Origin of the sequence: Microcystis sp. Msp_OC_L_20101000_S702 (assembly GCF_007095705.1) — a bacterium.
In the GTDB taxonomy this organism is placed as follows: Bacteria; Cyanobacteriota; Cyanobacteriia; order Cyanobacteriales; family Microcystaceae; genus Microcystis; species Microcystis ichthyoblabe_A.
The window spans coordinates 1-24,327 of record NZ_SFBO01000086.1 but is presented as its reverse complement, the minus strand read 5'-3'; the positions used below and the strand labels follow the sequence as shown (position 1 = coordinate 24,327).

Sequence of the window (24,327 nt, the reverse complement as noted above, 5' to 3'; positions counted from 1 at the left end):
CCCATGAGCCAGAAAAATGATACAGTTACCCTGCTTTTATCCCTGCTGATTACCCTAATATTTTTTGGAGCTGGTAGTTGGTGGTTATACAATCGTTTTCAAGGATCAAATAACCCAACCAATCTTTCTGAAATCGAGAAAATATCACCAGAGCAAAAATCGGTATTGCCACAGGCAAGATTTAGTCAAGGTGAAAACTTATTAATAGTTGAAGGGGCTGCTTCTGACAAACAAGCTGCTATACAGGCACTCGGAAAAGGAGACTTTCAGCAAGCAGTTTACCTCCTAGAAAAATCCCTGCGAGCTAATCAAAATGATCCCGAAGCTCTCATCTACTTAAATAACGCCCGTATTGGTGAAGCTAAGTCCTATACTATCGCCGTTTCCGTGCCAATTGGGAGCAATGTCAACACCGCCCTAGAAGTTTTACGAGGAGTTGCCCAATCTCAAAATCAAATCAATCAAAGCGGAGGAATTAATGGCATTCCTTTAAAAGTTCTCATTGCTGATGATGCTGATAATCCCGAAATTGCCGCTCAAATTGCCCAAAAATTAGCGGCTGATAACAGCATTTTAGGAGTAGTAGGACACACTAGCAGTGATACCTCTTTAGCGGCGGCTGCTATCTATCAAAAAGCAGGATTAGTAATGATTTCCCCCATCAGTACCTCAGTTAAACTCTCCAATTTTGGTGACTATATCTTTCGTTCTGTTCCCAGTGATTTTGTGGCAGCACGAGCATTAGCCGAATCTAGTTTGCAAAAAATTCCTAACGTCAAGGCAGTGGTATTTTTTAACTCCCAAAGTGGTTATAGTCAATCCCTAAAATCTGAATTTACCACCGCTTTAGGATTAGGAGGAGGTCAAGTGGTGAGTGAATTTGATCTATCTTCCCTCACTTTTACCCCTTCTAAAAGCCTCCAACAAGCTCAACAGGAGGGAGCAAATCTCATCGCCCTTCTTGGGGATAGTGGTACCCTAGATAAGGCTTTACAGGTGGTTCAAATCAATGGCCAAAAATTACCGATTGTGGCGGGTGATGACGTTTATAGCCCCAAAACTCTGGATGTAGGCGGAAAAAATGCCCTGGGCATGATTGTCGCTGTCGCTTGGCATTTGGCGGCTAATCCGAACAGTCCTTTTGTGAATAATTCCCGCCAATTGTGGCAAGGAGACGTAAATTGGCGCACTGCCACCGCCTATGACGCTACCCAGGCTTTAATCGCCGGAATTAAGGCAGAATCTAGCCGAGAGGGAGTTCAACAGGCGTTAAGAAGCAGTGATTTTTCTGTACCCGGGGCGACTAATCCCGTGCGATTTTTACCATCTGGCGATCGCAATCAATCCGTGCAATTAGTGGTAGTTGAACCAGGTTCTCGTTCTAGTTTTGGGATGGATTTTGTGCCAATTTCTCGATAAAATAACAACTAAATCAAGATGAATTGTAAGTAAGTATTTATAATTAAATTGAAGATAGATTTTGCCTCTGATCCCCCCTTAATAAGGGGGGTGTCTGACAACTATTAGCACCTACCTACTTATGTTAGAAACTCCCCCTAAATATTCTGTTCTCGGTTTACCAGTTCATCTTCTCGATAACTACAGTCGTTGGTTAATTGATCGCCTCTATCAAGGTTTTGGTTCCCACGTTGTCACTCTTAATGCAGAAATGGCAATGTTAGGGGAAAATGATGCTAAAGTAGCCCAAGTTATTCGAGAAGCAGATTTAGTTATTCCCGACGGCGCCGGGATTGTTATTTACTTAAAATTAAGGGGAAAAAAACAAACCCGCTGCCCCGGTATTGAATTATCAGAATCCTTAATTACTGAGTTAGGAATGCAGGGAGAAAGTTTTCCTATTGCTTTTTTTGGTGGTAAACCGGGGATTACTGAACAAGCGGCAAGTAATTGGCAAAAAAAGATACCTAATATCCGTATTCTGACTAACCACGGTTATCTATCCTCCCAGGAAATGTCCGATTGGATCGAGGTATTAAAAGATCAACAACCGCGGTTAATTTTAGTTGGTTTAGGAGTACCCCGACAAGAATATTGGATTAGGGAACATCGCCATCTCTGTCCCCAAGCTATCTGGGTAGGTGTGGGGGGTAGTTTTGATATCTGGTCCGGGACAAAAATCCGCGCCCCTCGCTTTTTCTGTGACAATAATTTAGAGTGGTTGTATCGACTCTATCAGGAACCTTGGCGCTGGAAAAGAATGTTAGCTTTACCTAAATTTTTCTGGCGCTCTCTTTTTTATTCCTAGTAATAGCTTAGTATAAATTCTTTTCGATAAAGGCAATCACTCGCTCTAATCCTTCCCGTGTTTTTAAGTTGGTGAAGATAAAGGGTTTATCCCCGCGCATCTTTTTGGCATCTCTATCCATCACCCCTAAATCTGCCCCCACCATCGGGGCTAAATCTATTTTATTGATTACCAATAAATCCGATTTGGTGATACCAGGTCCTCCTTTGCGAGGGATTTTATCCCCGGCTGCCACGTCAATCACATAGATGGTTAAATCTACTAATTCCGGGCTAAAGGTTGCCGCTAAATTGTCACCACCACTTTCCAGAAAAATTAGCTTTAAGTTAGCAAATTTTCTCTCTAACTGTTCAATGGCAACTAAGTTAATTGAGGCATCCTCGCGAATAGCTGTATGGGGACATCCTCCCGTTTCTACTCCTAAAATTCTTTCTGGAGCTAAAGCTTGCGATCGCACTAAAAATTGGGCATCTTCTTGAGTATAAATGTCATTGGTGACTACGGCGATCGGATATTGATCCCGCAAATTCTTACACAAGGCATCGAGCAGGGCTGTTTTTCCTGAACCCACCGGACCGGCAATTCCCACGCGCAAGCAAGACATAGTTTTTTCGGGAAAAAGTGAAAAGGAAAGGGTTAAAAATTTTGGGGCTATCGGATAGAAAAAAGAGGGGTTCGCAGGGCGACACGGATTCCCACTATAATAAAAAGTTAACACAAATCTGAGAATTTGTCAAGCCCTTTTGCCAATAAATTTGGGGAAATTATCGGCAAAAAGATCACCAAAAGTCAGTGATTTGGTAGCCAAAATCCGTTAACATCTGCCTAAACAGGGGCAAGCTTAAACCGATAACATTACTGTGACATCCCTCTAATCTTTCCACGAATAGACCCCCCTTTCCTTCTAAGGCAAAACAGCCGGCACATTTGAGGGGTTCTTCGGTGTCAACGTAGGCAATAATTGTTTCATCGCTGATATTGGCAAAGTGAACTTTAGTAATCCCACAACGAGTCAAGGTTTGATTATTAACTCGATCAATTAAAGCATGACCTGTATAGAGTGTACCCACCAGACCGCGCATTTTTTGCCAACGATTGATCGCTTCTAATTTATCCTTGGGTTTGCCATAGACTTCCCCCGCTACTTCTAAGACGGAATCACAACCAAGAATTAATCCTGTATCAAATTGGGGGGCGATCGTTTGCGCTTTACATTGGGCTAAAGTTTGGACAAGATGGAGAGTATCATCGGCATTAATTGTCGATTCATCAAAGTTACTCACTCGCACAATCGGATCGATTCCCACCATTTGTAATAGTTTTTTACGCGCAGGAGAAGCGGAAGCAAGAATCAAGGGAATAGACATAAGTTTTTTCAGTAAACAAGATAGGAGATAGAAGACAGGAGACAGGAGACAGGAGACAGGAGACAGGAGTAACTGATAAATGAAAAATCTCCCCAACCTGTAAAACCTAACAATGCTATGGCAAAACCTGCTAGGAATTGGCAGAATTTTCGGGGGGTAAATAACGATCTAAAATCTCAACCATGCGTGATTTTCTTTCTTCAATTTTGTCAAATCGATTGTAAAAATCTGACTGAACCTCATAAAAATCCGACATCGATCGAGTTAATTGTCCTAGCAGTTGATCAAGTCCCCGTCTGTCTTTTTCCCATTCTTTTTTAGACTCAGCAAGACTATTAGTTAACGCTTCGATCGATTTGGCGTTAGAATTAGCGATCACTCTAGTTTCTTTTAATCCCTGATTGGTTTCCTGTAGTCCTAATTTAATCTCCTGTAGTCCTGATTTAATCTCCCGTAGTTCTGTTAGGGTATTTTCAGCAAGAGATTCGAGTCTATCTAGTCTATTTTCTTCCGAGTTACTCATATTCAGTTATCAGTTATCAGTTATCAGTTACCACTTTCTTACTGATTACTATTTACTGATTCAGTAAGTAATCTCAATTAATTGTTAGATAGTGGGACAGGCTTCTGGTTCTTTATATGTTATCTTTAATTATAACCGGCTACCTAGTTGATGATAGGTGGTGCGTTACGACGGATTGTTACCTTTAAGTCAAAACAGGAATTTTTGCCGTCTAACGCACCCTACATTTTACTGAAAATTTCCTATCCTCTGACATTTAACTAACCGAGAAAGAATCAACGATAGTTTCAAAGAGTTCTTGAATTTGCGTCCAACGTTTTTGGGAAGTGGAAAGATTAAAAGAATAGAGTTTATGATTATTAACCGTGACGCTGGCCAGATTATGACGTTCTTGGCCGTTGACTAATTTAACTTGATATTCGAGGATATAATAATCTTGGCCGTCAATTTGATGGGATTCTGAGCGAATTAATTCTACTTCCTTATCGAGATTGGGGTTAAGACTGTTATTTTTTAGGAGACGATAGCCAACTTCCGAGGGGGTCCCTAAATCTGTTAAAGTTTTATTGTCGGGGACGGGATTGATAATAACGCTTAAATTTTCGCTCGTTTCGATCAGGTCATGAAAAACCACATCTACTCCTGCAACTTTTTTCACATCCACCTGCGTCCAACCCTTAGGATATAAAAATTGATAGCCTTGGCTGCCACTGGTGTATCCTTGCAGTCCAGCGATGGGAGTTGCACAACCGGTGAAGAGGAGGGTGGTAATTAGGAGGAAAGTCGCCAAAAGAGATTTAATCATGATATTTTGACCTGTAAGTAGGGCTGTTTAATTTTACCTTGAATTGTTTAGGTGAACGGATTATGAAAATTAAGAAAAAATTGACAATTATTATAGCTATAGCGACTTTTTTACTGACTATCTCTCCCCTAAGCGCTCAAACTACCGCTAACCCCGTGAAAGCTGTAGAATTTTATAATCGGGGGGTGGATCGTTTAACCGCAGGGGATTACTCAGGGGCGATCGCCGATTTTACTCAAGCTCTACAATTAGAACCGAAGGATGCCGATGCTTACTATAATCGCGGCTATGCGGAATTAGTTCTCGGCCAGTACGAGCGAGCGATCGCAGATTATACCCAGGCCTTGACAATCAACCCCAATTATGTTAATGCTCTCGGTAATCGTTGTTATGTGCATTATCTGACGAAAAAATACGAGGCAGCGGTGGAAGATTGCACAAAAGCGATCGCTTTAAACGGAAATTTTGCTGATTTCTTTATTTATCGCGGTAATGCTAAGGATGACTTGGGAAGACACCTAGAAGCGATCGAAGATTACACAAAAGCTTTGAGTTTACAGGGAACTAGAGGACAGGATCGCATTTTCTATAATCGCGCCCTGTCCTATAACCGAGCCGGACAGCAGGAAATGGCTTTAAGGGACTATAATGAGAGTCTGAAAATTAATGCTAATTTTGCCGAAGCGTACCACAATCGGGGTTTGACCTATTATAAATTGGGAAACAGGGAAAAAGCGATCGCTGATTTAGAGGAGGCGGCCCGTCTAGCGTTATCTCAGGGTAAACAGGGGACTGCGGCTAAGTCTCAGTCAGCAGTGGCATTAATTCAGGGTCAAAAGCCTTAAAATAGGGAGTAGTTGTGATATTAGCGGTAAAGAGGAGTGAAAGGGGCTAAATCGCAACTACGAGGGACTAAATTTTAGCCAGCTTGAGATGCGTAAAAAGCGACGGCTAACAGTCCACCGACAAGTGTGATCGCAGCAACACCCCAGAAAAGATAATTACGTTGTTGCGATTTAGTGGGGGGATCCGCTTGATAAACTTTCGGTTCGGCGGCGAAATTATTTAAGCGTCCACCTTCTTCATTTGTATAAGGCATAATCAAAACCTCAAATATGACAATTTTTCAGGAAAAAAATCCTCTTATTACAATCCTACAACATATCAGCAACCGAGTCGGGTATGTTGGAAATTCCCACGGGGATAACAATTCTTAGTCTTGGGGTAACTGCCGGACTCTGCTATTTTTATTAGCGATCGCATTTTCAAGGATTGAAACTGCGAAAACAAGTTTAAAAAGGCTAATCATACTAAATCCGTTTTTAATACTATGATTAACTCCCAAGTTATGGATTGTTTTTCCCTGCTCCCTGATCCAGCGTTCCCCACTCTCCTATACCTTTTAAACAGAATTTAGTATTAGGTGTTGGGATAGGGGGAGGTGGTTGCGTTAATATTAGTTACTGTATCTAATAACGCCGGAAAAAAACTATAGATGAATTCTCCCTATGCAGATTTCTCTCCTAGTAATTGGTTATCTATCACCCAACGACTTGTGGAAAGACATCCCCTATCTACCGATGCAATTGTTGATGTTGTTTTAACATCTTGGCAATCAATTTTTAATTCTCAGTTAGGTACAAAAGGTTTTAGAATTGGTAGGGATATCTTCCCTAAACCTCAAATTATGGGTTTTCTACTTCATGAATTAATTCCTTTAGAACTAAAAGCAAAATATCCCGATTTCTGGAGAGGAGATATCAGTATATCTGATAAAGATATTGTCTATATACCTGATGACTTTTTTTCAATTGAAGTCAAAACCTCCTCTGATCCTAGACATATATATGGCAATAGAAGCTATGCTCAAAATTCTAATAACAGCAAAAAAGGTAAGTCTGGATACTATTTAGCAGTTAACTTTGAGAAGTTTTCTAATACTACTAATCCTCAGATTAAACTAATTCGTTTCGGTTGGATTGATTCTGGGGATTGGATTGGGCAAAAGGCAGCTACAGGTCAACAATCGCGTCTTTCCTCTGACGTAGAAAACTATAAATTGCTCCAATTGTATCGAAAAATCTAGAATAATGAGCCTTGAATATAAGTATTGCTTCTTTCTTTTTTAAATCTTTTAAATCTCTCTGCAGCTATCTCGCAATAGTCTGGTCGAATTTCAAAACCCACAAAAATTCTTCCTAATCCCAAGGCCGCTATTCCTGTAGAACAAGAACCGGCAAAGGGATCAAGAATTATTTCTACCGGATTAGATGAAGCTTGTATAATTCTCTCGACAATTGCTAAAGGAAATTGTGCGGGATGTCCGGTTCTTTCCTTAGAACTGCGCTTTTCTCCTGTAGTGACTTTAGAAACTTCCCACACATCAGAAGGATTTTTACCGAGGGGATTACAACGATATTTACCATTTTTCTTTTGATTGGGATACTTAACGTTAGGGTCACGAATATTGTCTAAGTTAAAAGTATATTCTTGGCAATTTTTGAGATAAAAAAGCCATTTTTCATTGCGAGGACTAAGACGATTTTTTGTAGAAACACCTGCCCCATATTTCCAGACAATTTCTTGTAAAAGATAAAAGGGAGACTTATCCCAAAGAAGATAGGGAATCGGAACACATAATCCCTTTTCTGGTACTTCTAAATAACCAACATTTAGCCACAAAGTGCCGTTATCTTGAGTAATCTGATAAATTTGCCGCAGCCAATTAGCACACCAATCAACATAGTCATTGATTGAAAGAACTCGTTCATATTCTTTGCCAATATTATAAGGTGGTGATGTAACAGTGAGGTCAATTTTTATGTCACTATGAGATAGTTTAGACAAAAAGTTTGTGGCATCTCCTTGATAAAGAATAAAGCCGTTGTCCGAGTAAAAAGGTTGACCAAGATGACTAACCAGAATTTCTTTAAGAAAATTAAATTTGTTGGCTCTATCTTTTTCTAACTCTGGAGAAAATGGCTGTAGTAAGGAGGAAGGAGCAATCTGAGTTGATTGATGATCAACAATTCCCTCTGCTAGATAAGAGTTTTGTTCCTTGCTGGCAATTGGACGAGACTCATCTTCCCTAGACGATAGTTTTTTTTGTTTCCGCTGGGACTCTACAACCATAATCTCAAAGGACAGGTAAGTATTTTGATAGTTTTAATTATGCCCTTATTTTACCAAAATATCACTGGAGTTGTGCTTAATTTAATAACTTTTGTAATCATTCTCCTTCCCTTACCCTGGATGGGGGGGGTAAAACCCCACCAAGAGTTAAAGATTGACTGATAAAGCAGCGAGTTTTCCTTGAAAAATCTCAACTGAGTAGATTGGATAATTATCAGATGCACCCGAAAATTATCCCTAAAATGGTGGTAAATAACCCATGGCATTTTTGACTCGATCGAGAGTTTGATTGGCCACCGCTTCTGCTTTGAGACGACCTTGCCGTAAAACTGTGGCTAAATAATCTTTATCCTCTCTAATTTCGGTGTATTTTTCCTGAATAGGTTGCAGAGATTCTATGGTAACTTCTGTTAACATCGGTTTAAATTGTCCCCAACCTAAATCTGCACATTCTCCCGCGACCACCTCTTGACTTTTTCCCGATAAAATGCTATAGAGAGTTAATAAATTATGGCATTCGGGACGTTCTGGATCATCGAAAGTTAAACCCTTAACTAGATCGGTTTTACAGCGTTTAATTTTCTTGGCAATGACATCGGGACTATCGAGAATATTAATCCGACTCATCTCGGAAGGATCGGATTTAGACATTTTATTCCGGCCATCGGTTAAACTCATCACCCGCGCTCCTTCCTTGCGGATCATCGGATCAGGAAGTTTTAAAATTGGTTGTTTCGGTTGCCCAAAAAGATGATTAATTCTAACAGCTATATCGCGGGTTAATTCTAAATGTTGTTTTTGATCTTCTCCCACAGGTACTTTATCGGCATCATAGAGTAGAATATCGGCAGCCATTAGTACGGGATAATCGAGTAACCCCGTGCCAACATTTTCCCCCTGTTTAATTGCTTTTTCTTTAAATTGAATCATATCGGTTAACCAATTTAAAGGGGTGATACAATTCAATAACCAAGTTAATTCTGTATGAGCTTTAACGTGGGATTGGACAAAGATAGTCGCGTATTCTAAATCAATTCCGCAGGCTAAATATAAAGCGGCAATTGCTAAAGTATCCTCCGCAAGAGTGGCGGGATTATGGGGAACGGTGATCGCGTGTAAATCGACCACACAAAAGAAATTATCGTAGTCTTGTTGTCCCTCCACCCAATTGCGGATCGCACCTAGATAATTGCCTAAATGTAAATTGCCAGTTGGTTGCACACCAGATAAGATTCTTTGTTTACCCATAACTCATGCGATCGCTTTTTATCATGATTTTATTGTATCAGTTTTTGGTGCTAATTTCATCCTAAATCCAATTGGGAAAAATCATTCTAAGATAATAATCCCGCACTGACAGGGGAATGCCTAAATAAATTGGTAGCCAATGAATAAAAGCAAAAGTTATCAAAATTATCAGCGAGCGCGAGCCATTTTTATAAATAGGACTGGAACTTTCTAAACCATCGGCTAAGAGCCAAGCTAGAGCAATCCAAGTGAAACTATAGGCAGCCATATAATGATAGAGAAAGGTACAGCGACTAATTTTTAACCAGGGCAGCAGATTAGCAATATAGTTACAGATAAGATAGGCAGAAATTACTCGCTCTTTTCGGTTAAATAATCGACTAAAAACCACTAGAATCGCTATCGTAGAAAACCACCATAACAACGGATTTCCCATCGCGTGAACATCATAAATTTTATCACCTACTCTCTTAAAATAATAAGCCACAGGTCGCCCCATTACTAACCAACTATACCAAGGAGAACAATAGGGATGAACATCAGATTGATTACCCTTGATTCTCTGATGAAATGACCAAATTTCTTGATGTACTTGCCAAAAATTATATTGATGGTTGACGAGAAGATGAGGTATCCACAGCAAACTATAGGTAATAAGAGGAAAGACAATTAAGGCGATAAAAATGTCCTCTAATCTCAGGTTAGTTGCCTTTGTCCAAAGATGATCTTTTGACTGCTCTTGATTAAATAATTTTATTAACCAAGCAATACCGATAAAAATAAATATTCCCAGTAAAAATCCTAAGCCATTCCATTTAATATTTGCCGCTAAACCGAAAGAAACTCCTGATAATAATAGCCAATTAAGTTTCTGATTTTTCTGGAGTGCTAATAAAAAAAATAATTGTCCAGATAAACCGAATAAAATTAAGTAAATATTATTGAGAGCGTAGCGGGATTCCACCAGAAATAATCCGTCTAAACTGGCGAGAAAAGTTGTGATTAAAAATACAGTTTTTCTCTGGGTTAATTGATAAGCAATTGCGCCGATAATGAGGGGAATAAAAGAACCAGTCAAAGCATTTAACCAGCGATAACTAAAAGTTGAGCGCAGGGAACCCGTTAAATTATTAATGGTTTCAGGATCGGCAGGAAAATGGGAACCAATCCAGATACTAATAGCAATTAAATATTGACTTAACGGTGGGTGCGACTGGAAAAATTCTTTACCGATTAGATATTCATTGCCGTATTTAGCATAGTAAACTTCATCGAAAACAAGAGTATTAAACTGACTGAGATTCCAGAATCTTATTCCTAGGGAAAATACAAATATCCCTAGGATAGATAGGTTAAATTTTACTTGAGAATTCATGGAAAGATAATAGTTATGATAACTGGGAATTTTCTGTTAAACACAAGCGAAATTCTTTGACAGCAAGACGGGGATTAGGATGGTTGACGTATTCGGCTAATAATTCTAAATTTAAATCCGGTAATAAAGCACTTTTAGGGATTAAAATATATTCGCCATTCTCTTGCAAAGAATAAATTTTTAACTGATTATCTTGCCAAAACCAAACCTCTTGAGTTCCTAATCTTTGATAAACTTCTAAAACTTTCAGGCTGCCACTGGTTAAGATGATTTCAATCGCCAAATCAGGAAACTCTTTTTCTGTAAATAAACAAAAACATTCATCTGGTTCTTTTCCCGCTTCTTTTTCCTGTTTTCGCAAAGTGGTGGAACCTAATCCCCAGAAATCAATTTCAGCATATTCTAAATAAACTTCTACCAATCTACCGATATTTTTTTTGCTAACTTCGTGACGACGACTAGGAGCCATAATTTCTACCATTCCATCTAGGTAAGTAATGCGATAACTGGAACTATCTTCTAAATGTTTTAAGAGGGTTTCGTACTGTTGCCAATTAACCCCAGAAATAAACATCCTTTGTTCAGGATCATTAGCTTTTAACTCGAAACCTTCTAATCCTTGCAACCGAATCGTAGTCATCATAAAATTAATTACCTCATCCATTTTACTTAATTACTCAGGAAGACTTATTTTGATTTCTTCTGGCGTTAATTTTAGCGCGTAAAATCCTAACTTTATAGGGATCGGCATCTTTTCGCCACAGAATTTGATGGCCTTTGATTGTAGCACAATGCTCCTCTAAACATTTTTGCCAACCCTGTAAACGTTCGATCGCTTTTCTATCTTCTAACAATCCCCAATCCTTTTCTAATTGAGTTAAGCGAACCAATTTATCATGGTTGGGATAATCCGCCGTTACTAAAAGCTCTTTTTCGTGTAGAATTGGCGGATTAGGACTATCCCGGTAATCGCGAAAACTAAAATCAGCCGAACCTAAATATACATCCATGCTAGTAGCTAAAATCGGATGAATTTCTGTATCAAAATTGGGGTAATAGAGATAGGAAATTTTGGGTTGACGAAAGGATAAACGAATAACATTAGCATTTTCTAACCGTCCGATAGTTTGACTAGCACAACCTTCATATAAGCGTAATAACATCGGTAATTTTTCCAGAATGCTAATATGAATAGTTAGGGAATAACGGGAAAGTTTGCCTAGGGAACTATTTTCACAAGCACGAGCGATCGCTGGTAGATTTCCCGCACTTATTAACACTTCTTCTGCTAAAGCGCAAGCATTGCGATAACTGCCAAATAAAGCTTTAAAATCGGCACGGGTAGCGGGGGATAATTCCCTTACTTTCGGACAGTGGCTAAATTGACTTAAAGCTAAATAAAGTAAAAGATCGGCGCGTCTTTTGTCGGCAATTATCTCCCATTCTTCCCCTTCTGTTACTTGTAGAATCACTTGAAAAGCGCGTCTAAAAGTGCCAAATTCTGCCTTAATTTCTTCCTCTTGTAATAATTCTCCTGCGACGGGTAAACGTCCCTGCTGGGTATAAAATTCCATCAGTGGAGTTAATAAATCTTCGTAATCTTCAAAGCGTTTGAGATGGGTTTTAATTTTAGGTGTGGTAGCGCGGGAACGACATCTGGATAAACGAAAAGTTTCGGCTTTTTCCTCCTCTCGAAAAACCAGATAAATTCCCAAAGTTATTGGAATAGAATCAACCCCCAAAGTGCTATCAATATACTGTTTTAGTTCTTCCTGTTGATAGTATTTTTGAAAAGTATTGCGACGGGTTATAATTCCATCTTCATAGGCCATTAAACCCCGTTCACTATCATCAATTAGAATCTGTGCTGAAACAATTAAAACTTGACGGGTTAATTGCCAAGCTTTTAATAAAGCTTCCTGCCTTTCTTCGGCGGATTCAATAACATTAATTACATAGCCTAAATTAACAATATCAGATTCAATTAAAGGACTATCGGGACGATAATAAGGATCCCAACCTTCACTTTGATAACCCTGTTCAGCTATGCGTTCTATATCACCTCCATAACCACAACCGTAATCAAAAAAAGTGGTTTCAGGAAGGAATAATCCCGCCGCTAATGCTAATCTTGCTGGACGAGAAAGGGTTTTGCGAACAAGAGCAGCCTTGTGGCGATCAATTATTATCGATTTTTCCTTTTGTCCCTCTAGATTACAAACTAAATAATCTCCTGCAAAATCAAGGTGATGCTTTCTTAAAAGTCGTTGCCATTCCTGTTTAGTACCGATGGGATAAGAACTGTTTAAAAGTCCTAAAGCACTCTCGATTTTTGTGAGATGCTCGAATTGTTCATAAAAAGGATAGTCCCTAGTAACAAAAGTTTCTTTTCGGTGTAAAATAGGCGGATTATCAGCATTTTGATAATTCCATTCACTTAAGATTAATGTCCCCAGATCTACCACTAAACTTTTAGTTAAAACTGGGTGAGGTTCCCGATCAAAATCGGGATAAAAAAGATAGGATATTTTCGGTTTATCGGTGCTAAATTTAATTATTGTTGCCTCAGATAAATGCTGATTAATTCTTGCTTGTTGTTCGTAACTCTGGAGGATAGGATCCAGTTGATGTAATGCTTCTCGATGAACATAAAGCGCCCCCGGTAATAGTTTACCGATGGGACTCACTTGACACAGTTGCACGATTAAGGCGAAATTCTCAGCCATGGCAATTAATCTGTCTAATAACAAATTCTAGAGACAGAAAAAACTAAATAAATCTGGTTAAATGAACCCGATAGCGCTCTTTTTTGGTCACAGTAACCTCACCCACTTCTAAACGACCTTTTCCCCGAAAAGAAATCAAATCACCGGTTTTAACGTTATAACTAGATTGACTGATATCTTTCCAGTTAACTCGCACATCCCCAGCGCTAATTGCCTCGGCCATTTTACTGCGAGAAATGCCAAAACCCGCCGATGCGATCGCATCCAAACGTAAGGAAGCTTCCACGGTATTAATTTCTTTTTTTTGCGGTGGTCTAACTTTTAATTCCGTCAAAGGAATCAGGCTAGTTTTCACTGGAACCGAACGCACTTGTAGTAAATTAGCAGATAAAAAATCTGCCAATTCAGGCACTACAATCGCCTGCGCTCCTCGCTCACCTAAAACGATTATATCGCCGACTTTTTCCCGAACGATACCCGTCCCCAACATTGCCCCTAAAAAATCCCGATGGTTAGCGGTATCAAAAAGAAAATTACCAGCAATATCAAGGGCAGATAGGGGAATATCTGTTACTGTCAAAGGTAGATCAACTCTAGCAATACCGAGGCGCTGTCTTTCTGCTTGGGGATAACCGCCCCATTTTTGCATTGACACATCAGTTAAACGCTGAAAAACTCGTTCCACTTCCGCTAAAACCGCAGGAGAAAGAAAGTCTGTCGTCGTCACTTCCCAAGTCTTAATCGCTTGTTCGGCTTTATCAATAACTTTCGCTATCTCCTCGCGGTTTTCAACACCCTTTAGTAATTCTTCTCTTGGTAACATTGTTTTCTGGTAATTAATCAAAAATTCTTAGGAAAAAATCAAATGACCGATAACTTATTCCCGATAACCGTTCACCGTTCTAGGGCGTATCCTTGCAGATTTTCGGGGTTAAATTGACGCAGGATAAGAGTCGCTTGATTTTTCAGGTTTTCCGAACCCTGCACGATAATAATATATTTTCCCGCACCGAGACGATTGCGATAAGGAAGTGCATCGCCACTGCCGGACGATAAACCCACGCCACCACCGACAAAAATACTGCCCATCGCCCCCCCCATCGCCCCGGCAATGCCGCCGACGATATGATTGCCCGGTTCTCCGGCCCAATCAAAGGTATGCAATCCCGTAATCAGGTTAAAAAGGTAGCCGCCGGCAAAACCGAAGGGAATTAACCAAAAAGCCATGAGAGTAGCCCGTTTTTTGGCCTGTTGGAAGGGATCGATCAAACCGAACTCATCAGCACTTTTATAGCCGCGACCGAGAATGGTCACTTGAGATTGGGGAATTCCCGCCTTTTCCAGGGCAACGGCAGCTTCTTCTGCTTGTATGCGATCAGCTAACACGGCAATGAGATAATTCATATTCTCCAACTTTTTAGGCTATCTTCATCTCCTATTGTAAGGATTTTGGGGACTGAAAAGCCGCTCGATCAAGAAAATATTCAAGGGGATGCGTTAGTCAATCTTGGATAGGATTGATTAATGTGGAATTATTAGCAATTCAAGAAATTGCTCTATCTTGGTTATTTCTGGCACTAATTAACCATAAAGAAAGATAGTTTAATTATTATTAACAAGAAGTTTTTTAGGACTATTACCATTGGGATTAGACTGTAAAGTTTGACTCACTTCTGTCATTATCTGAATGTTTTTATCGGCTACATCTGAGGTAAAAACTAAAAGAGAGATTAGATTTTTGGTAATAATATCTAGTCTTAAGTAATTCACTTGTACGCCAATTGAATTTATGAAAAAAAGAGAAATAAATAGCGCAGATCCAGCCTTCTCTTATAGATATAGACCAATTTAGATGCGCGGCAGCTTATTAGTTAAAACCGACTTGACTGCTGAAATAGGGAATTGATTCCCTGACCGAAGATTGACTTCTCTCTTGTGTTTAGTTGTGGCGCTGGGATTCCTAACCGTTGTATGATGGAACAATGCGAAGACTCACAATCACTCGACCCGACGACTGGCACCTTCATCTCCGCGACGGTACGGCACTGAAAGCGGTTCTACCCCATACGGTGCGTCAGTTTGCCCGTGCCATTATCATGCCGAATTTAAAGCCCCCAGTGCGCTCCGTGGCCGATGCCGCCGCCTACCGCGATCGCATTCTGGCAGCAGTTCCAGAGGGTCAACAGTTCGAGCCATTGATGACCCTCTATCTCACCGATAATACCAGTCCCGAAGAAATTATGGCGGCGAAAGCCTCCCAGTTTGTCAAAGCGGTGAAATACTACCCGGCCGGTGCCACAACTAATTCCGACTTGGGGGTGACAGATCTCCGTAGGTGCGATCGCGTTTTGGCAGCGATGGAGCAGCTGGATCTGCCGCTACTACTGCACGGAGAAGTTACCGATGGTGATATTGATGTGTTCGATCGCGAGAAAGTGTTCATTGAGAAGCAATTAATCCCACTGATAACCAGATTTCCGAAACTGCGGGTCGTCTTTGAACACATTACCACTGCCGATGCGGTCAAGTTTGTTCTATCTGCTAACAACAACGTCGCCGCCACAATTACGCCCCAACATTTATTATTTAGCCGAAACATTCTCTTTACCGGTGGCATTCGTCCCCATTTTTATTGCCTGCCGATTTTGAAACGAGAGGATCATCGTTTGGCACTTTTGCAAGCGGCCACATCGGGCAACCCCAAGTTTTTTCTAGGGACTGATAGTGCGCCCCATTCTCGCTACAGCAAAGAAAGTTCCTGTGGCTGCGCGGGTTGTTATTCGGCTCTGCACGCCCTAGAGTTGTACGCAGAAGCATTTGAGAGCGTCGATGCGCTTGAGCAACTGGAAGGGTTCGCCAGCTTTCACGGGCCAGATTTTTATCAACTCCCCCGAAATACCGAACAAATCACATTAAACAAAACCCCTTGGCGCATTCCCGATGAATTGCCCTTTCCCGAATCTGGACTGGTGCCGTTACGAGCAGGTGAAGAGATAAGCTGGCAATTAGGGTAATAAAAACCGCCAGTCTTGATAGTTGCGGTCAAGAATTCACGATTTATTAAAGACTGATTATTTATTCCCCCTCTTGCCCCTTGCATGAGTGCCTGCCCTGATATGTAGCCTATACTCAAGGGATTTAGTATCACATCTGAAAACCCTAAGTTAAATAAGCGATAGTTACCCCCGAACCCCCCTCATTTTGGGGTGCTAATTGAAAGCGTTTTACCTGGGGATGACGGGATAGGAAATCGTGAACACCTTGACGCAATTTCCCCGTACCTTTACCGTGAATAATCCATAATATACCCGATGGGGTAGCCCTGATGATCGCCTGTTCGATATCCGTTTCTGACTCTGCCACCCTAGAACCGCGAATATCGACGGTATTATTAGCAGTACGAATTAAAGGAGTCTCCTGGGGTTTTGTGGGAGTTTGGGGCAAATTTTTGGCAGGTTTTGGCGCAGTTTCCACTTTTTGACCATCCAAAGACTCAATCTGGTCTAAGGGTAGGGTCATCTTCATCATACCGAAACGCAGGGAAATCTCGTCTGATTCCGGTGAAATTGCTAAAACTTCGGCAGTTTGTCCCAAATTGGGCAAGCGGACTCTTTCCCCCACTTGCGGACGATAATTAACCTTAGTTTTTTCCGTTTTTGGTAATAACCTTTCTGCGATCGCAGTTAATTCCTCTGTGGCTTTTTGGGCATCCCTACCGGTTTTTGTTCCCGCTTGCAATCGGCGAATAACGTCATTAATCTCTGCTTTTGCCGATAATAAAGCCTTTTGTATCTCCTGCTCCTGATAACGCTTTAATTCTCGCTCTCTCTCCTGTAGAGAATTAGCCCGTGTGGACACTTCTGTATAAAATTTCTCCGTTTGTTGGAGTAATTGACTAGCTTCTTGAGCTTTTGACTCCTGTTCCCGTCTTTGCGCTTCCAAACCAGCAATTACTTGATTTATCTCCTCCGATAACCCCCCCAGATGATTTCTCGCTTCGGCCACAATTTCGGCACTTAATCCCAAACGCTGGGCAATAGTTAAAGCATTAGAACGCCCCGGAATGCCCCATAATAGTCGATAAGTGGGGGAAAGAGTGCGATCGTCAAACTCTACCGAGGCATTTTCAAAGCGAGAATCTCGATACTTTAACGCTTTTAATTCCCCGTAGTGAGTGGTAGCCACCGTCAGTAAACTATGATCGGCGAGGTATTGTAAAATAGCGATCGCTAAAGGACTTCCCTCGGCCGGATCCGTACCTGCTCCCACCTCATCGAGTAAAACCAAGGAACGAGAATTTAAAGCCGCTAAAATGCGGACAATCCGGCGAATGTGACCCGAAAAAGTCGATAAACTCTGTTGTAAAGACTGTTCATCCCCGATATCGGCTAAAACCTGATCGAACCAGGGTATCTCTACCGGTTCCCGCGCTGGAATAAACAAGCCCGCTTTCGCCATTAAAGCCGCTAATCCGAGGGTTTTTAAAGTAACGGTTTTTCCGCCGGTATTTGGTCCGGTGATGGCAACAACGCGAATTTCCGGGCTAATCTGCACATTTATTGGTATGACCTCCCCCCCCTGTTCATGGTGTTTTTGCCACCAGAGCAAAGGATGGCGCAAATTCCGTAAAGTAATCGTTTCCGAACCATCGATAAAGTGGGGGGGATTACCCTCTAACCATAAACTGTAACGGGCCCTGGCGGTGGCCAGATCGAGCCTAGTAGCGATCGCTAGTAAATATTCTAAGTCTTCAAAAGCTTCGGCGATCAGATTACTTAACTGTCGCAGGATTTTTTCTTCTTCGATTTGTTCCAGACGACGATATTGCCGTAGTTGATTGCCTTGGTCAACGATAGAGTGAGGTTCAATGTAAAAAGTCGCCCCTGTGCTGGAAGTATCGTGAATTATCCCCGGTATTTGCTCTTTTTGCGATGCTTTGACGGGAATCACCCAGCGCTCGCTTCTTTGGGTAATAACTGCTTCTTGGATAGCACCGCCCTGCTTTTGCATGATATCCTGTAATTTTCGGTAAATTCGCTCTCTAATCACCTTCATTTGTCCCCGAATTTCGCGTAATTGGGGACTAGCGCGATCGGATATGCGGCCATCTTCATCGATACAACGGTGTATCTCCTGTTCTATCTCTGGATAGGTGCGAATTTCCGCTACTAACTCTTTTAAAACCGGTATATCTTCTTGTTCGTCAATTAAACGCCGTAAACGTCGCACTCCGGCCAAAGTCGTGGCAATATTTAAAAGTTCCTGTCCCGATAATAAACCCCCCAGATGCGCCCTTTCTAGGGCATCACCGATGTCGGTAATCCCATCAAAGGAAAGACGACTATCTAATTTTTGTTCTAAGCTATAAACTTCTTTGGTTTGGCAGAGTAGGTTTAAACTTTCCTCTTTGCTTTCTGGTAAGGGCAATTGACGAATCGCGATCGCACCTAGTTTAGTCGCTGCAAAAGTAGCTAGGTGTTGACATAGCCGCGGCCATTCCAATAATTCTAGGGTTTCGTCTTGAATCAATTTTGTAGTTTTTTATAATACGCTTTGTATTTCTAGTCTAACCAGATTTGGTCTGATTAGGTCGAGTTCTACTGATAACTGATAACGGGTGCATCTCAATTTGGTCGAAATATCTAGATGATATTTGGGGCGCACGCGGTGCGCCCCTACCATTGGCCCGATGATATTATTTATTGTAGGGGCGAATTGCATTCGCCCTCTTTGAATGACTTCTGCTGCTCACCAATATGTGAGAGAAAGTCACAAACGTGAGATTCACCCCTGATCACTGATAACTGTATCTAAATTCCTTTCTGGAGAGAGAATTGCACCTGTTTAAATTCTTGTTTTAAACGTTGTTTGAGTTTGTCGGGGATAGGACGGGAACCGTAGGCGGTATAATAACCAGCTACAGAGTTTAAAGCTGTTTGCATAGTAGTGAAAGAACGCAAACCCCCGGATTTTTTATCTCGTCGGTAGAGGGAGATGTAATCGTTGATTTGTTCCTTTGCTTGCGACTCAACTGCCGCTTTATTCGGGTCATCTTTGACTAAATCAAGGGCTGTGGTTAAAGTTTCAATCACTGTTAGGGTATCCTGTCCATAATTGCCGGTTAACCCCGAACTACCAGAACAACCCATCAATCCGATGACCAGGACGAGAACCAAAGCTAATAAGCGAGAAATGTAAGGTTTTAGAGACATATTTTCAACACCATAAGTTAATCCCAAGTCACCTTATCCTATCAGGAAACCGTGACCAGTTCCCCAGGAGAGTCAACCGGCTGCAAAAATCAGGGGTCAACTGGGGGGGAAATAGCGAAAATATAGGCTTTTTGGGCGGTAAAAGCCCTATTTTTGCCTAAAAGTTGCGATGCCATCAACCCGGAGTGAGTTGATTCTGGACTAATTCCGGCCGCGATAAGGCACTGGTGACGGTTTCAGGGTCGATCGAGATTGGACTTTGCGATCGATCAATCTAGAAGATAAAAATTCTCCGTTGCTTTCGTCCCATTTCGGAAGAAAGAAAGTTAAATTTTGTAATCTTTGGGCCGCTCAAGCTGGAACTAGGGTGAAATGGGCAGTTTGACGGTAAAGCTTGTTCCCTTATCCACTTGGCTATCTAGGGCGATTTCGCCACGGTGGAGTTCGACGCATTTTTTAACCACTGCTAACCCCAATCCCGTGCCGATAATATTTTCCACATTCTGACCCCGATAAAAGGGTTCATAGATCTTGCCTCTATCTTCCTCGGCAATGCCGATCCCGTGATCCCGGACTTGAAAAACAATGCGATCGCTATCTTTCCACAAAATCAAACTAATCCCTGCTCCTGTGGGGGAATATTTAATCGCATTTAAGAGTAAATTACTTAAAATCGAGTAGAGCAGTTTCTCATCTAGATAGGGACGGATCATCAATCCCTGACTGACAAATTTAATCGGGGTATTATTTTTATTGATAAATTGAAAATCCTCGACTAAATTTAAACAAAAAGCTTCAATATCAAGCGGCTCTAGCCGACAACTGAGATTACCAGATTCTGCCCTTGTTAAAATCAAAATATCTGTTAAGAATTGATTCATTAGTTTGACAGAAGACTGGATTCTATATAGGTTTTTTCTGCTCGACTGATCTGCATCTTTTAAGCCATTTTCTAATAACTGCGAGGCGGAAAGAATCACGGTTAAAGGAGTTCGGAACTCATGGGATATCATAGAAAAAAGCTGAATTTTTAGATCGGAAAGTTCTTTTTCCTGTAGTAATAACCGGTGAATTTCATCACTTTTTTGTCGCCGTTTCTCTTGCCAAAAAACTAAAAAATAAACTCCGCAAATAATCCCAAAGCTAGTAAAAGTTCCCAGTAAACCCAACAGAGAATTTTCGCTAATACTATCCCTAGAACTAGCGATGCTACTTCTTAAATTTCTTTTCTGACTAGCTTGTAAATAGGTAAGAAGATTTTGAAACTTATCCCGGATATCGACACTTTTAACCGTGATTGCATCTTGAGAAATATCATCGGATTGATCGAATTTATAGGTAGCGATCGATTGATTAAATAGAGCAATTCGCCGATACATTAAATCCCCGATCTGAGTCACCATTTCCCGCTCGAAATCCGTGCCGTTTTCTAATTGTTTAGCCAAGAGTTGCCAGTTAGATTGCATCAAAGCGATCGCCCGACGATGACGGCCTAATTCACTGGGGCTGCCAGTTTTGATATAACCCCGTCTTCCCGATTCGGCCACCGCCATGTTAGCGTAAAGATTAGCGAGATTATCGATGATCTCGTAGGTAACTTCCACCTCAGCAGCGCGCTGACGCAGGGCGAGGGTATTGCGATAGGAAACTAGGCTAATAGTTCCCATCAATAAGACAGTTAGCCCGAAACCTCCCGCGATCCATTTTCCTTGTTTGAGCCAATTCATCAGAAGTTAACCGACGCTATTTCCAGCTTACTCTATCTAAATGGAGCAAGAGGACTCCCGTTAAATTTCTCCTTAATTAAAAATATACCAGAAATTAACGGGAGATGAATTGCCCCCAGAATCTAAACTAACGCGACAGCGTTTCCTAATAAGGAAAGGCTTGATTCTCAAGGTATGTATGAGCTTGACATATTTAAGCGGTAAGTGTTATACTGAAAAGATAGCACAGATGGGGTCAGGCTGATGTTAAATGTTTTAAAAGTGAGAATATACCCAAACAAAAAACAGGAACTAGCCTTAGCTAAAAACTTTGGTTGCGTCCGTTTTGTTTGGAATTACTACTTAAATAAAACTAACAATCAGTACCTAGAGACTGGTAAAGGAATGACCTACTGTGACATGGCAAAAGACCTTACCCAACTCAAGAAACAACTGGATTTTGAATGGTTAGCTGAGGCTACTGCCGCTACCTTGCAGCAATCATTGAAAAACTTAGAATCTGCTTTTAAGAACTTCTTCTCAAAAAGAACAAAATTCCCTAAATTTAAAAGTAAGCACAAAAAACAATCAATCCGTTATCCTGAAAGTTGTTCAATTAGAAATAAGGGAATTAAGCTACCTAAATTAGGGGTTGTAAAAGCTAAGATTTCTCAAGTAATAAATGGTAAGATTGAATCCGTAACTGTTTCTAAAACCAGTACAGATAAATATTTTGCTGCCATCTTGTTTGAGATGGATGACTCAACAACCATTGAAAAACTAAAAATATCAGGGATAGACCTAGGTTTATCTTCTTTAGTTACGGTTTTTGATGGTGAAACAACCTACAAGATTGACCCAATCAAACCTACCAGAAAATATGCTAAACGTTTAAAGCGGAGACAACAAGCATTGTCTCGTAAAGCCAAGGGGTCTAATAATCGCCAAAAAGCCATTAAGGAGGTAGCCAAGGTTCACGAAAAGATAGCAAATACTAGACAGGATTTTCTTCATAAACTCTCCAGAAAGTTATGCGATGAAAACCAAATCGTTGTAGCCGAAAATCTGAATATTAAAGGGTTAGCAAGGACTAAATTAGCTAAATCAATACATGACGCTGGTTTTGGTATGTTGCTTAATTTCTTGGACTACAAGCTAAAAAGAGAGGGAGGAAAACTTGTAGAAGTTGACAGGTTTTATCCGAGTACAAAACTCTGTTCTTGCTGTGGATTTAAAAATGATTTATTGACTCTCAGTATTCGTGAATGGATTTGTCCAGAATGTAAGACGCAGCACGATAGAGATGAAAACGCCGCCAAGAATGTAAGGGAAGAAGGTATGAGAATACTGTCAACAAATACCGATGGACAGTCGGAATTTCAAGCTTGGGGAGAAACTGTAAGACTCGTTGGTACTTGTACCGAAAAGCGGGTTTCTGTGAATCAAGAATCCCCCGTCACAGCGTCAGCTTGACGGCGGGAGTGTCAAGTCTAGACCATGCGAATTTTAGTAGTAGAAGATGATATGCAACTAGCCGAGATTTTGCGAGAGGCATTGAGCGAGCGACAATACGTTGTCGATGTGGCTAGAGACGGAGAAGAAGGCTGGAATTGGCTAGAATTAGGCAAATATGATCTTTTAGTTCTCGATGTCACCCTGCCAAAATTAAGCGGAACTTTACTCTGTCAACGTCTGCGACGAGCGGAATCCCATCATCCCGTCTTTGCTAATGCCACCGTTCCCGTCCTATTATTAACCGCAAGGGATACGGTAATCGATAAAATCGACGGATTAGACGCAGGGGCTGATGATTATGTCACTAAACCCTTCGATTTGGGCGAATTAATGGCGCGGATTCGGGCCTTGATCCGACGCGGCAGCAGCACCAGCAGTGTTTTATTATCTTGGGGGGGTTTGCAGTTAAATCCCAGTACCCACGAGGCCAGTTATAACGGTCAATTTCTTTCCCTCACCCCCAAGGAATTCGCTCTCTTAGAATTACTTGTTACCCATGGGCGCCGGGTCTTAAGTCGATCGGGTATTATTGAGCGAGTTTGGTCTTTGGACGATTCTCCGGCCGAGGAAACCGTTACTTCCCATATTCGCGGTCTTCGTCACAAGCTAAAATCCCTCGGTGCGCCGGAAGACTTTATTGAAACCGTTCACGGTCTTGGTTATCGTTTAAAGTAATATCTGCCTTTAGACAGTGGACAAAATCATTTCTGCACGAAATCTGCACGAAGTTTGCAGAGGGTTTCCATAATCACCCGTTAAATTAGAAAGTTAGACAGGTGCAGGGCTTCTAGACAATCAGAGCGGTCAAACCTGTGACTCTCCTCTCCTAAACGGGGCTGCTTGACATGATTTACACGCGATTTGACTATCACGGTTGGCAGATTGAATTGATCCTAGAAATGCAGGGTTATTCTTTTCAATGTTGGCGAGTGGATGGCAGCGAAGGAATTAGCGATTGCCTAGTTTATGCCACCTCTGAACAAGCTTTAGCGGCTGCCCGACACCGGGCGGATCTAGAGTCCGCTTGTCTTGCCCTACTGCGGTTTCTTAATGATATCGGCGGCCAGAATTATTATCTCACCCGCGATGATCGCGATGCTCTTAGCCAGTCAATTTTAGAATACGCCCGTCTGGGTGGTGTTTCCTAATTTCTTCCCTAGAAGTTTTCCCCTGATTGAGAATGATTCTCGCTCGGATTTATTTAGGGTTGGCTGAATATTTGGACTTCCCCGTTGACAAAAGGCAATAATACCATTTTTCTAAAGTAATGGCAGAGATGGTTAATTATCCGGCTCTTCGTTACTCTTTATGCTAAATCAACATACAAGATGCTAAGACAACATACTTCTAACCCAAAAATTCCGAAAGTTTCTAAAGCCATAGGCTCTCCGTTTTATTAGTTTAAGTTTATTGTTGATTCCCTCGACCATCCCATTCGTTGTCCTTCGCTCG

24 protein-coding genes are annotated in these 24,327 nt (G+C 41.2%); 8 read left to right on the top strand and 16 right to left on the bottom strand.

Annotated features, from left to right (window positions below):
- Positions 1-3 precede the first annotated feature (3 nt).
- Complete coding sequence (locus tag EWV60_RS09175) at positions 4-1,419, top strand: ABC transporter substrate-binding protein (RefSeq protein WP_002734956.1); 1,416 nt, start codon at positions 4-6, stop codon at positions 1,417-1,419.
- A gap of 121 nt (positions 1,420-1,540) precedes the next feature.
- Positions 1,541-2,266 carry a WecB/TagA/CpsF family glycosyltransferase gene (locus EWV60_RS09170; protein WP_002775551.1) on the top strand — a complete coding sequence of 242 codons (726 nt, stop codon included), beginning with the start codon at positions 1,541-1,543 and terminating at the stop codon, positions 2,264-2,266.
- Positions 2,267-2,273: 7 nt separating this feature from the next.
- Here the strand turns inward: EWV60_RS09170 and ureG are convergent, their stop codons facing one another.
- The 4 genes from ureG to psbP all read right to left on the bottom strand — a co-directional run bounded on the left by ureG (position 2,274) and on the right by psbP (position 4,961).
- Positions 2,274-2,870 carry an urease accessory protein UreG gene (ureG, locus tag EWV60_RS09165; protein WP_004158168.1) on the bottom strand — a complete coding sequence of 199 codons (597 nt, stop codon included), beginning with the start codon at positions 2,868-2,870 and terminating at the stop codon, positions 2,274-2,276.
- 175 nt (positions 2,871-3,045) lie between these two features.
- Positions 3,046-3,633: a Maf family protein gene (locus tag EWV60_RS09160; protein WP_002731779.1), complete on the bottom strand. Its 588-nt coding sequence runs from the start codon at positions 3,631-3,633 to the stop codon at positions 3,046-3,048.
- 130 nt (positions 3,634-3,763) lie between these two features.
- The gene (locus EWV60_RS09155; protein WP_287231975.1) at positions 3,764-4,156 is read right to left on the bottom strand and encodes a hypothetical protein; all 393 of its coding nucleotides are present in this window, start codon (positions 4,154-4,156) and stop codon (positions 3,764-3,766) included.
- A gap of 256 nt (positions 4,157-4,412) precedes the next feature.
- Complete coding sequence (psbP, locus tag EWV60_RS09150; RefSeq protein ID WP_002775529.1) at positions 4,413-4,961, bottom strand: photosystem II reaction center PsbP; 549 nt, start codon at positions 4,959-4,961, stop codon at positions 4,413-4,415.
- Between the two features lie 62 nt (positions 4,962-5,023).
- On the opposite strand from psbP, the gene EWV60_RS09145 reads away from it, so the two are divergent.
- Complete coding sequence (locus EWV60_RS09145; RefSeq protein WP_002775527.1) at positions 5,024-5,806, top strand: tetratricopeptide repeat protein; 783 nt, start codon at positions 5,024-5,026, stop codon at positions 5,804-5,806.
- A gap of 74 nt (positions 5,807-5,880) precedes the next feature.
- Here the strand turns inward: EWV60_RS09145 and psb34 are convergent, their stop codons facing one another.
- The gene (gene psb34, locus EWV60_RS09140; RefSeq protein ID WP_002732326.1) at positions 5,881-6,060 is read right to left on the bottom strand and encodes a photosystem II assembly protein Psb34; all 180 of its coding nucleotides are present in this window, start codon (positions 6,058-6,060) and stop codon (positions 5,881-5,883) included.
- A gap of 396 nt (positions 6,061-6,456) precedes the next feature.
- Here psb34 and EWV60_RS09135 point away from each other — a divergent pair, with 396 nt between their 5' ends.
- Complete coding sequence (locus EWV60_RS09135) at positions 6,457-7,047, top strand: ScaI family restriction endonuclease (RefSeq protein WP_002733807.1); 591 nt, start codon at positions 6,457-6,459, stop codon at positions 7,045-7,047.
- On the opposite strand, the gene EWV60_RS09130 is transcribed toward EWV60_RS09135, so the two are convergent.
- The 7 genes from EWV60_RS09130 to EWV60_RS09100 all read right to left on the bottom strand — a co-directional run bounded on the left by EWV60_RS09130 (position 7,044) and on the right by EWV60_RS09100 (position 14,846).
- Complete coding sequence (locus EWV60_RS09130) at positions 7,044-8,093, bottom strand: DNA-methyltransferase (RefSeq protein WP_287231973.1); 1,050 nt, start codon at positions 8,091-8,093, stop codon at positions 7,044-7,046. The two genes, EWV60_RS09135 and EWV60_RS09130, sit on opposite strands and share 4 nt — an antisense overlap.
- Before the next feature lie 237 nt (positions 8,094-8,330).
- Complete coding sequence (gene trpS, locus EWV60_RS09125; protein ID WP_002740424.1) at positions 8,331-9,341, bottom strand: tryptophan--tRNA ligase; 1,011 nt, start codon at positions 9,339-9,341, stop codon at positions 8,331-8,333.
- 61 nt (positions 9,342-9,402) lie between these two features.
- Positions 9,403-10,716, bottom strand: a complete 1,314-nt coding sequence (locus tag EWV60_RS09120) for a dolichyl-phosphate-mannose--protein mannosyltransferase (RefSeq protein WP_002732128.1) — start codon at positions 10,714-10,716, stop codon at positions 9,403-9,405.
- 13 nt (positions 10,717-10,729) lie between these two features.
- The gene (locus EWV60_RS09115; protein ID WP_002775524.1) at positions 10,730-11,359 is read right to left on the bottom strand and encodes a Uma2 family endonuclease; all 630 of its coding nucleotides are present in this window, start codon (positions 11,357-11,359) and stop codon (positions 10,730-10,732) included.
- Positions 11,360-11,393: 34 nt separating this feature from the next.
- Positions 11,394-13,442: a DNA phosphorothioation-associated putative methyltransferase gene (locus tag EWV60_RS09110; RefSeq protein ID WP_287231969.1), complete on the bottom strand. Its 2,049-nt coding sequence runs from the start codon at positions 13,440-13,442 to the stop codon at positions 11,394-11,396.
- Positions 13,443-13,485: 43 nt separating this feature from the next.
- A complete protein-coding gene (locus tag EWV60_RS09105; protein WP_002733167.1) occupies positions 13,486-14,265 on the bottom strand; it encodes a photosystem II electron transport protein, Sll1252 family in 780 nt (259 codons plus the stop codon).
- A gap of 71 nt (positions 14,266-14,336) precedes the next feature.
- Complete coding sequence (locus tag EWV60_RS09100) at positions 14,337-14,846, bottom strand: hypothetical protein (protein WP_002740417.1); 510 nt, start codon at positions 14,844-14,846, stop codon at positions 14,337-14,339.
- A 578-nt stretch (positions 14,847-15,424) separates the two neighbouring features.
- Between EWV60_RS09100 and pyrC the strand changes: the two genes are divergently transcribed.
- Entirely contained in the window at positions 15,425-16,456 is a 1,032-nt protein-coding gene (pyrC, locus tag EWV60_RS09095; RefSeq protein ID WP_287231966.1) for a dihydroorotase, read from the top strand.
- A 145-nt stretch (positions 16,457-16,601) separates the two neighbouring features.
- On the opposite strand, the gene EWV60_RS09090 is transcribed toward pyrC, so the two are convergent.
- The 3 genes from EWV60_RS09090 to EWV60_RS09080 all read right to left on the bottom strand — a co-directional run bounded on the left by EWV60_RS09090 (position 16,602) and on the right by EWV60_RS09080 (position 21,381).
- Positions 16,602-18,971 (bottom strand): endonuclease MutS2, encoded by a 2,370-nt coding sequence (locus tag EWV60_RS09090; protein WP_287231964.1) that lies wholly within the window; start codon positions 18,969-18,971, stop codon positions 16,602-16,604.
- A 281-nt stretch (positions 18,972-19,252) separates the two neighbouring features.
- Positions 19,253-19,654, bottom strand: a complete 402-nt coding sequence (psb27, locus tag EWV60_RS09085; RefSeq protein ID WP_016517303.1) for a photosystem II protein Psb27 — start codon at positions 19,652-19,654, stop codon at positions 19,253-19,255.
- Positions 19,655-20,016: 362 nt separating this feature from the next.
- Positions 20,017-21,381 (bottom strand): sensor histidine kinase, encoded by a 1,365-nt coding sequence (locus tag EWV60_RS09080; protein WP_287231962.1) that lies wholly within the window; start codon positions 21,379-21,381, stop codon positions 20,017-20,019.
- Positions 21,382-21,624: 243 nt separating this feature from the next.
- Between EWV60_RS09080 and EWV60_RS09075 the strand changes: the two genes are divergently transcribed.
- The 3 genes from EWV60_RS09075 (at position 21,625) to EWV60_RS09065 (ending at position 24,023) form a co-directional block, all read left to right on the top strand.
- On the top strand, positions 21,625-22,833 hold the full coding sequence (locus EWV60_RS09075) for an RNA-guided endonuclease InsQ/TnpB family protein (RefSeq protein ID WP_103111160.1): 1,209 nt from the start codon (positions 21,625-21,627) through the stop codon (positions 22,831-22,833).
- A 24-nt stretch (positions 22,834-22,857) separates the two neighbouring features.
- On the top strand, positions 22,858-23,550 hold the full coding sequence (locus EWV60_RS09070) for a response regulator transcription factor (RefSeq protein WP_016517306.1): 693 nt from the start codon (positions 22,858-22,860) through the stop codon (positions 23,548-23,550).
- A 170-nt stretch (positions 23,551-23,720) separates the two neighbouring features.
- Positions 23,721-24,023, top strand: coding sequence for a hypothetical protein (locus EWV60_RS09065; protein ID WP_287231959.1), 303 nt, complete (start codon positions 23,721-23,723; stop codon positions 24,021-24,023).
- Between the two features lie 183 nt (positions 24,024-24,206).
- On the opposite strand, the gene EWV60_RS09060 is transcribed toward EWV60_RS09065, so the two are convergent.
- Positions 24,207-24,327 (bottom strand): transposase (locus tag EWV60_RS09060; protein ID WP_287232008.1); only part of this gene is annotated, 121 nt, incomplete at its 5' end.

Bases quoted from the DNA above. Each gene is read 5' to 3' on its own strand.
- EWV60_RS09075 (WP_103111160.1), top strand. From the start codon at position 21,625: ATGTTAAATGTTTTAAAAGTGAGAATATACCCAAACAAAAAACAGGAA.
- EWV60_RS09175 (WP_002734956.1), top strand. From the start codon at position 4: ATGAGCCAGAAAAATGATACAGTTACCCTGCTTTTATCCCTGCTGATT.
- EWV60_RS09115 (WP_002775524.1), bottom strand. From the start codon at position 11,359: ATGATGACTACGATTCGGTTGCAAGGATTAGAAGGTTTCGAGTTAAAA.
- EWV60_RS09110 (WP_287231969.1), bottom strand. From the start codon at position 13,442: ATGGCTGAGAATTTCGCCTTAATCGTGCAACTGTGTCAAGTGAGTCCC.
- EWV60_RS09065 (WP_287231959.1), top strand. From the start codon at position 23,721: ATGATTTACACGCGATTTGACTATCACGGTTGGCAGATTGAATTGATC.
- EWV60_RS09135 (WP_002733807.1), top strand. From the start codon at position 6,457: ATGAATTCTCCCTATGCAGATTTCTCTCCTAGTAATTGGTTATCTATC.
- EWV60_RS09160 (WP_002731779.1), bottom strand. From the start codon at position 3,633: ATGTCTATTCCCTTGATTCTTGCTTCCGCTTCTCCTGCGCGTAAAAAA.
- trpS (WP_002740424.1), bottom strand. From the start codon at position 9,341: ATGGGTAAACAAAGAATCTTATCTGGTGTGCAACCAACTGGCAATTTA.
- psb27 (WP_016517303.1), bottom strand. From the start codon at position 19,654: ATGTCTCTAAAACCTTACATTTCTCGCTTATTAGCTTTGGTTCTCGTC.
- EWV60_RS09080 (WP_287231962.1), bottom strand. From the start codon at position 21,381: ATGAATTGGCTCAAACAAGGAAAATGGATCGCGGGAGGTTTCGGGCTA.
- EWV60_RS09100 (WP_002740417.1), bottom strand. From the start codon at position 14,846: ATGAATTATCTCATTGCCGTGTTAGCTGATCGCATACAAGCAGAAGAA.
- EWV60_RS09155 (WP_287231975.1), bottom strand. From the start codon at position 4,156: ATGAGTAACTCGGAAGAAAATAGACTAGATAGACTCGAATCTCTTGCT.
- ureG (WP_004158168.1), bottom strand. From the start codon at position 2,870: ATGTCTTGCTTGCGCGTGGGAATTGCCGGTCCGGTGGGTTCAGGAAAA.
- EWV60_RS09070 (WP_016517306.1), top strand. From the start codon at position 22,858: ATGCGAATTTTAGTAGTAGAAGATGATATGCAACTAGCCGAGATTTTG.
- psb34 (WP_002732326.1), bottom strand. From the start codon at position 6,060: ATGCCTTATACAAATGAAGAAGGTGGACGCTTAAATAATTTCGCCGCC.
- pyrC (WP_287231966.1), top strand. From the start codon at position 15,425: ATGCGAAGACTCACAATCACTCGACCCGACGACTGGCACCTTCATCTC.
- EWV60_RS09170 (WP_002775551.1), top strand. From the start codon at position 1,541: ATGTTAGAAACTCCCCCTAAATATTCTGTTCTCGGTTTACCAGTTCAT.
- EWV60_RS09130 (WP_287231973.1), bottom strand. From the start codon at position 8,093: ATGGTTGTAGAGTCCCAGCGGAAACAAAAAAAACTATCGTCTAGGGAA.
- psbP (WP_002775529.1), bottom strand. From the start codon at position 4,961: ATGATTAAATCTCTTTTGGCGACTTTCCTCCTAATTACCACCCTCCTC.
- EWV60_RS09105 (WP_002733167.1), bottom strand. From the start codon at position 14,265: ATGTTACCAAGAGAAGAATTACTAAAGGGTGTTGAAAACCGCGAGGAG.
- EWV60_RS09145 (WP_002775527.1), top strand. From the start codon at position 5,024: ATGAAAATTAAGAAAAAATTGACAATTATTATAGCTATAGCGACTTTT.
- EWV60_RS09120 (WP_002732128.1), bottom strand. From the start codon at position 10,716: ATGAATTCTCAAGTAAAATTTAACCTATCTATCCTAGGGATATTTGTA.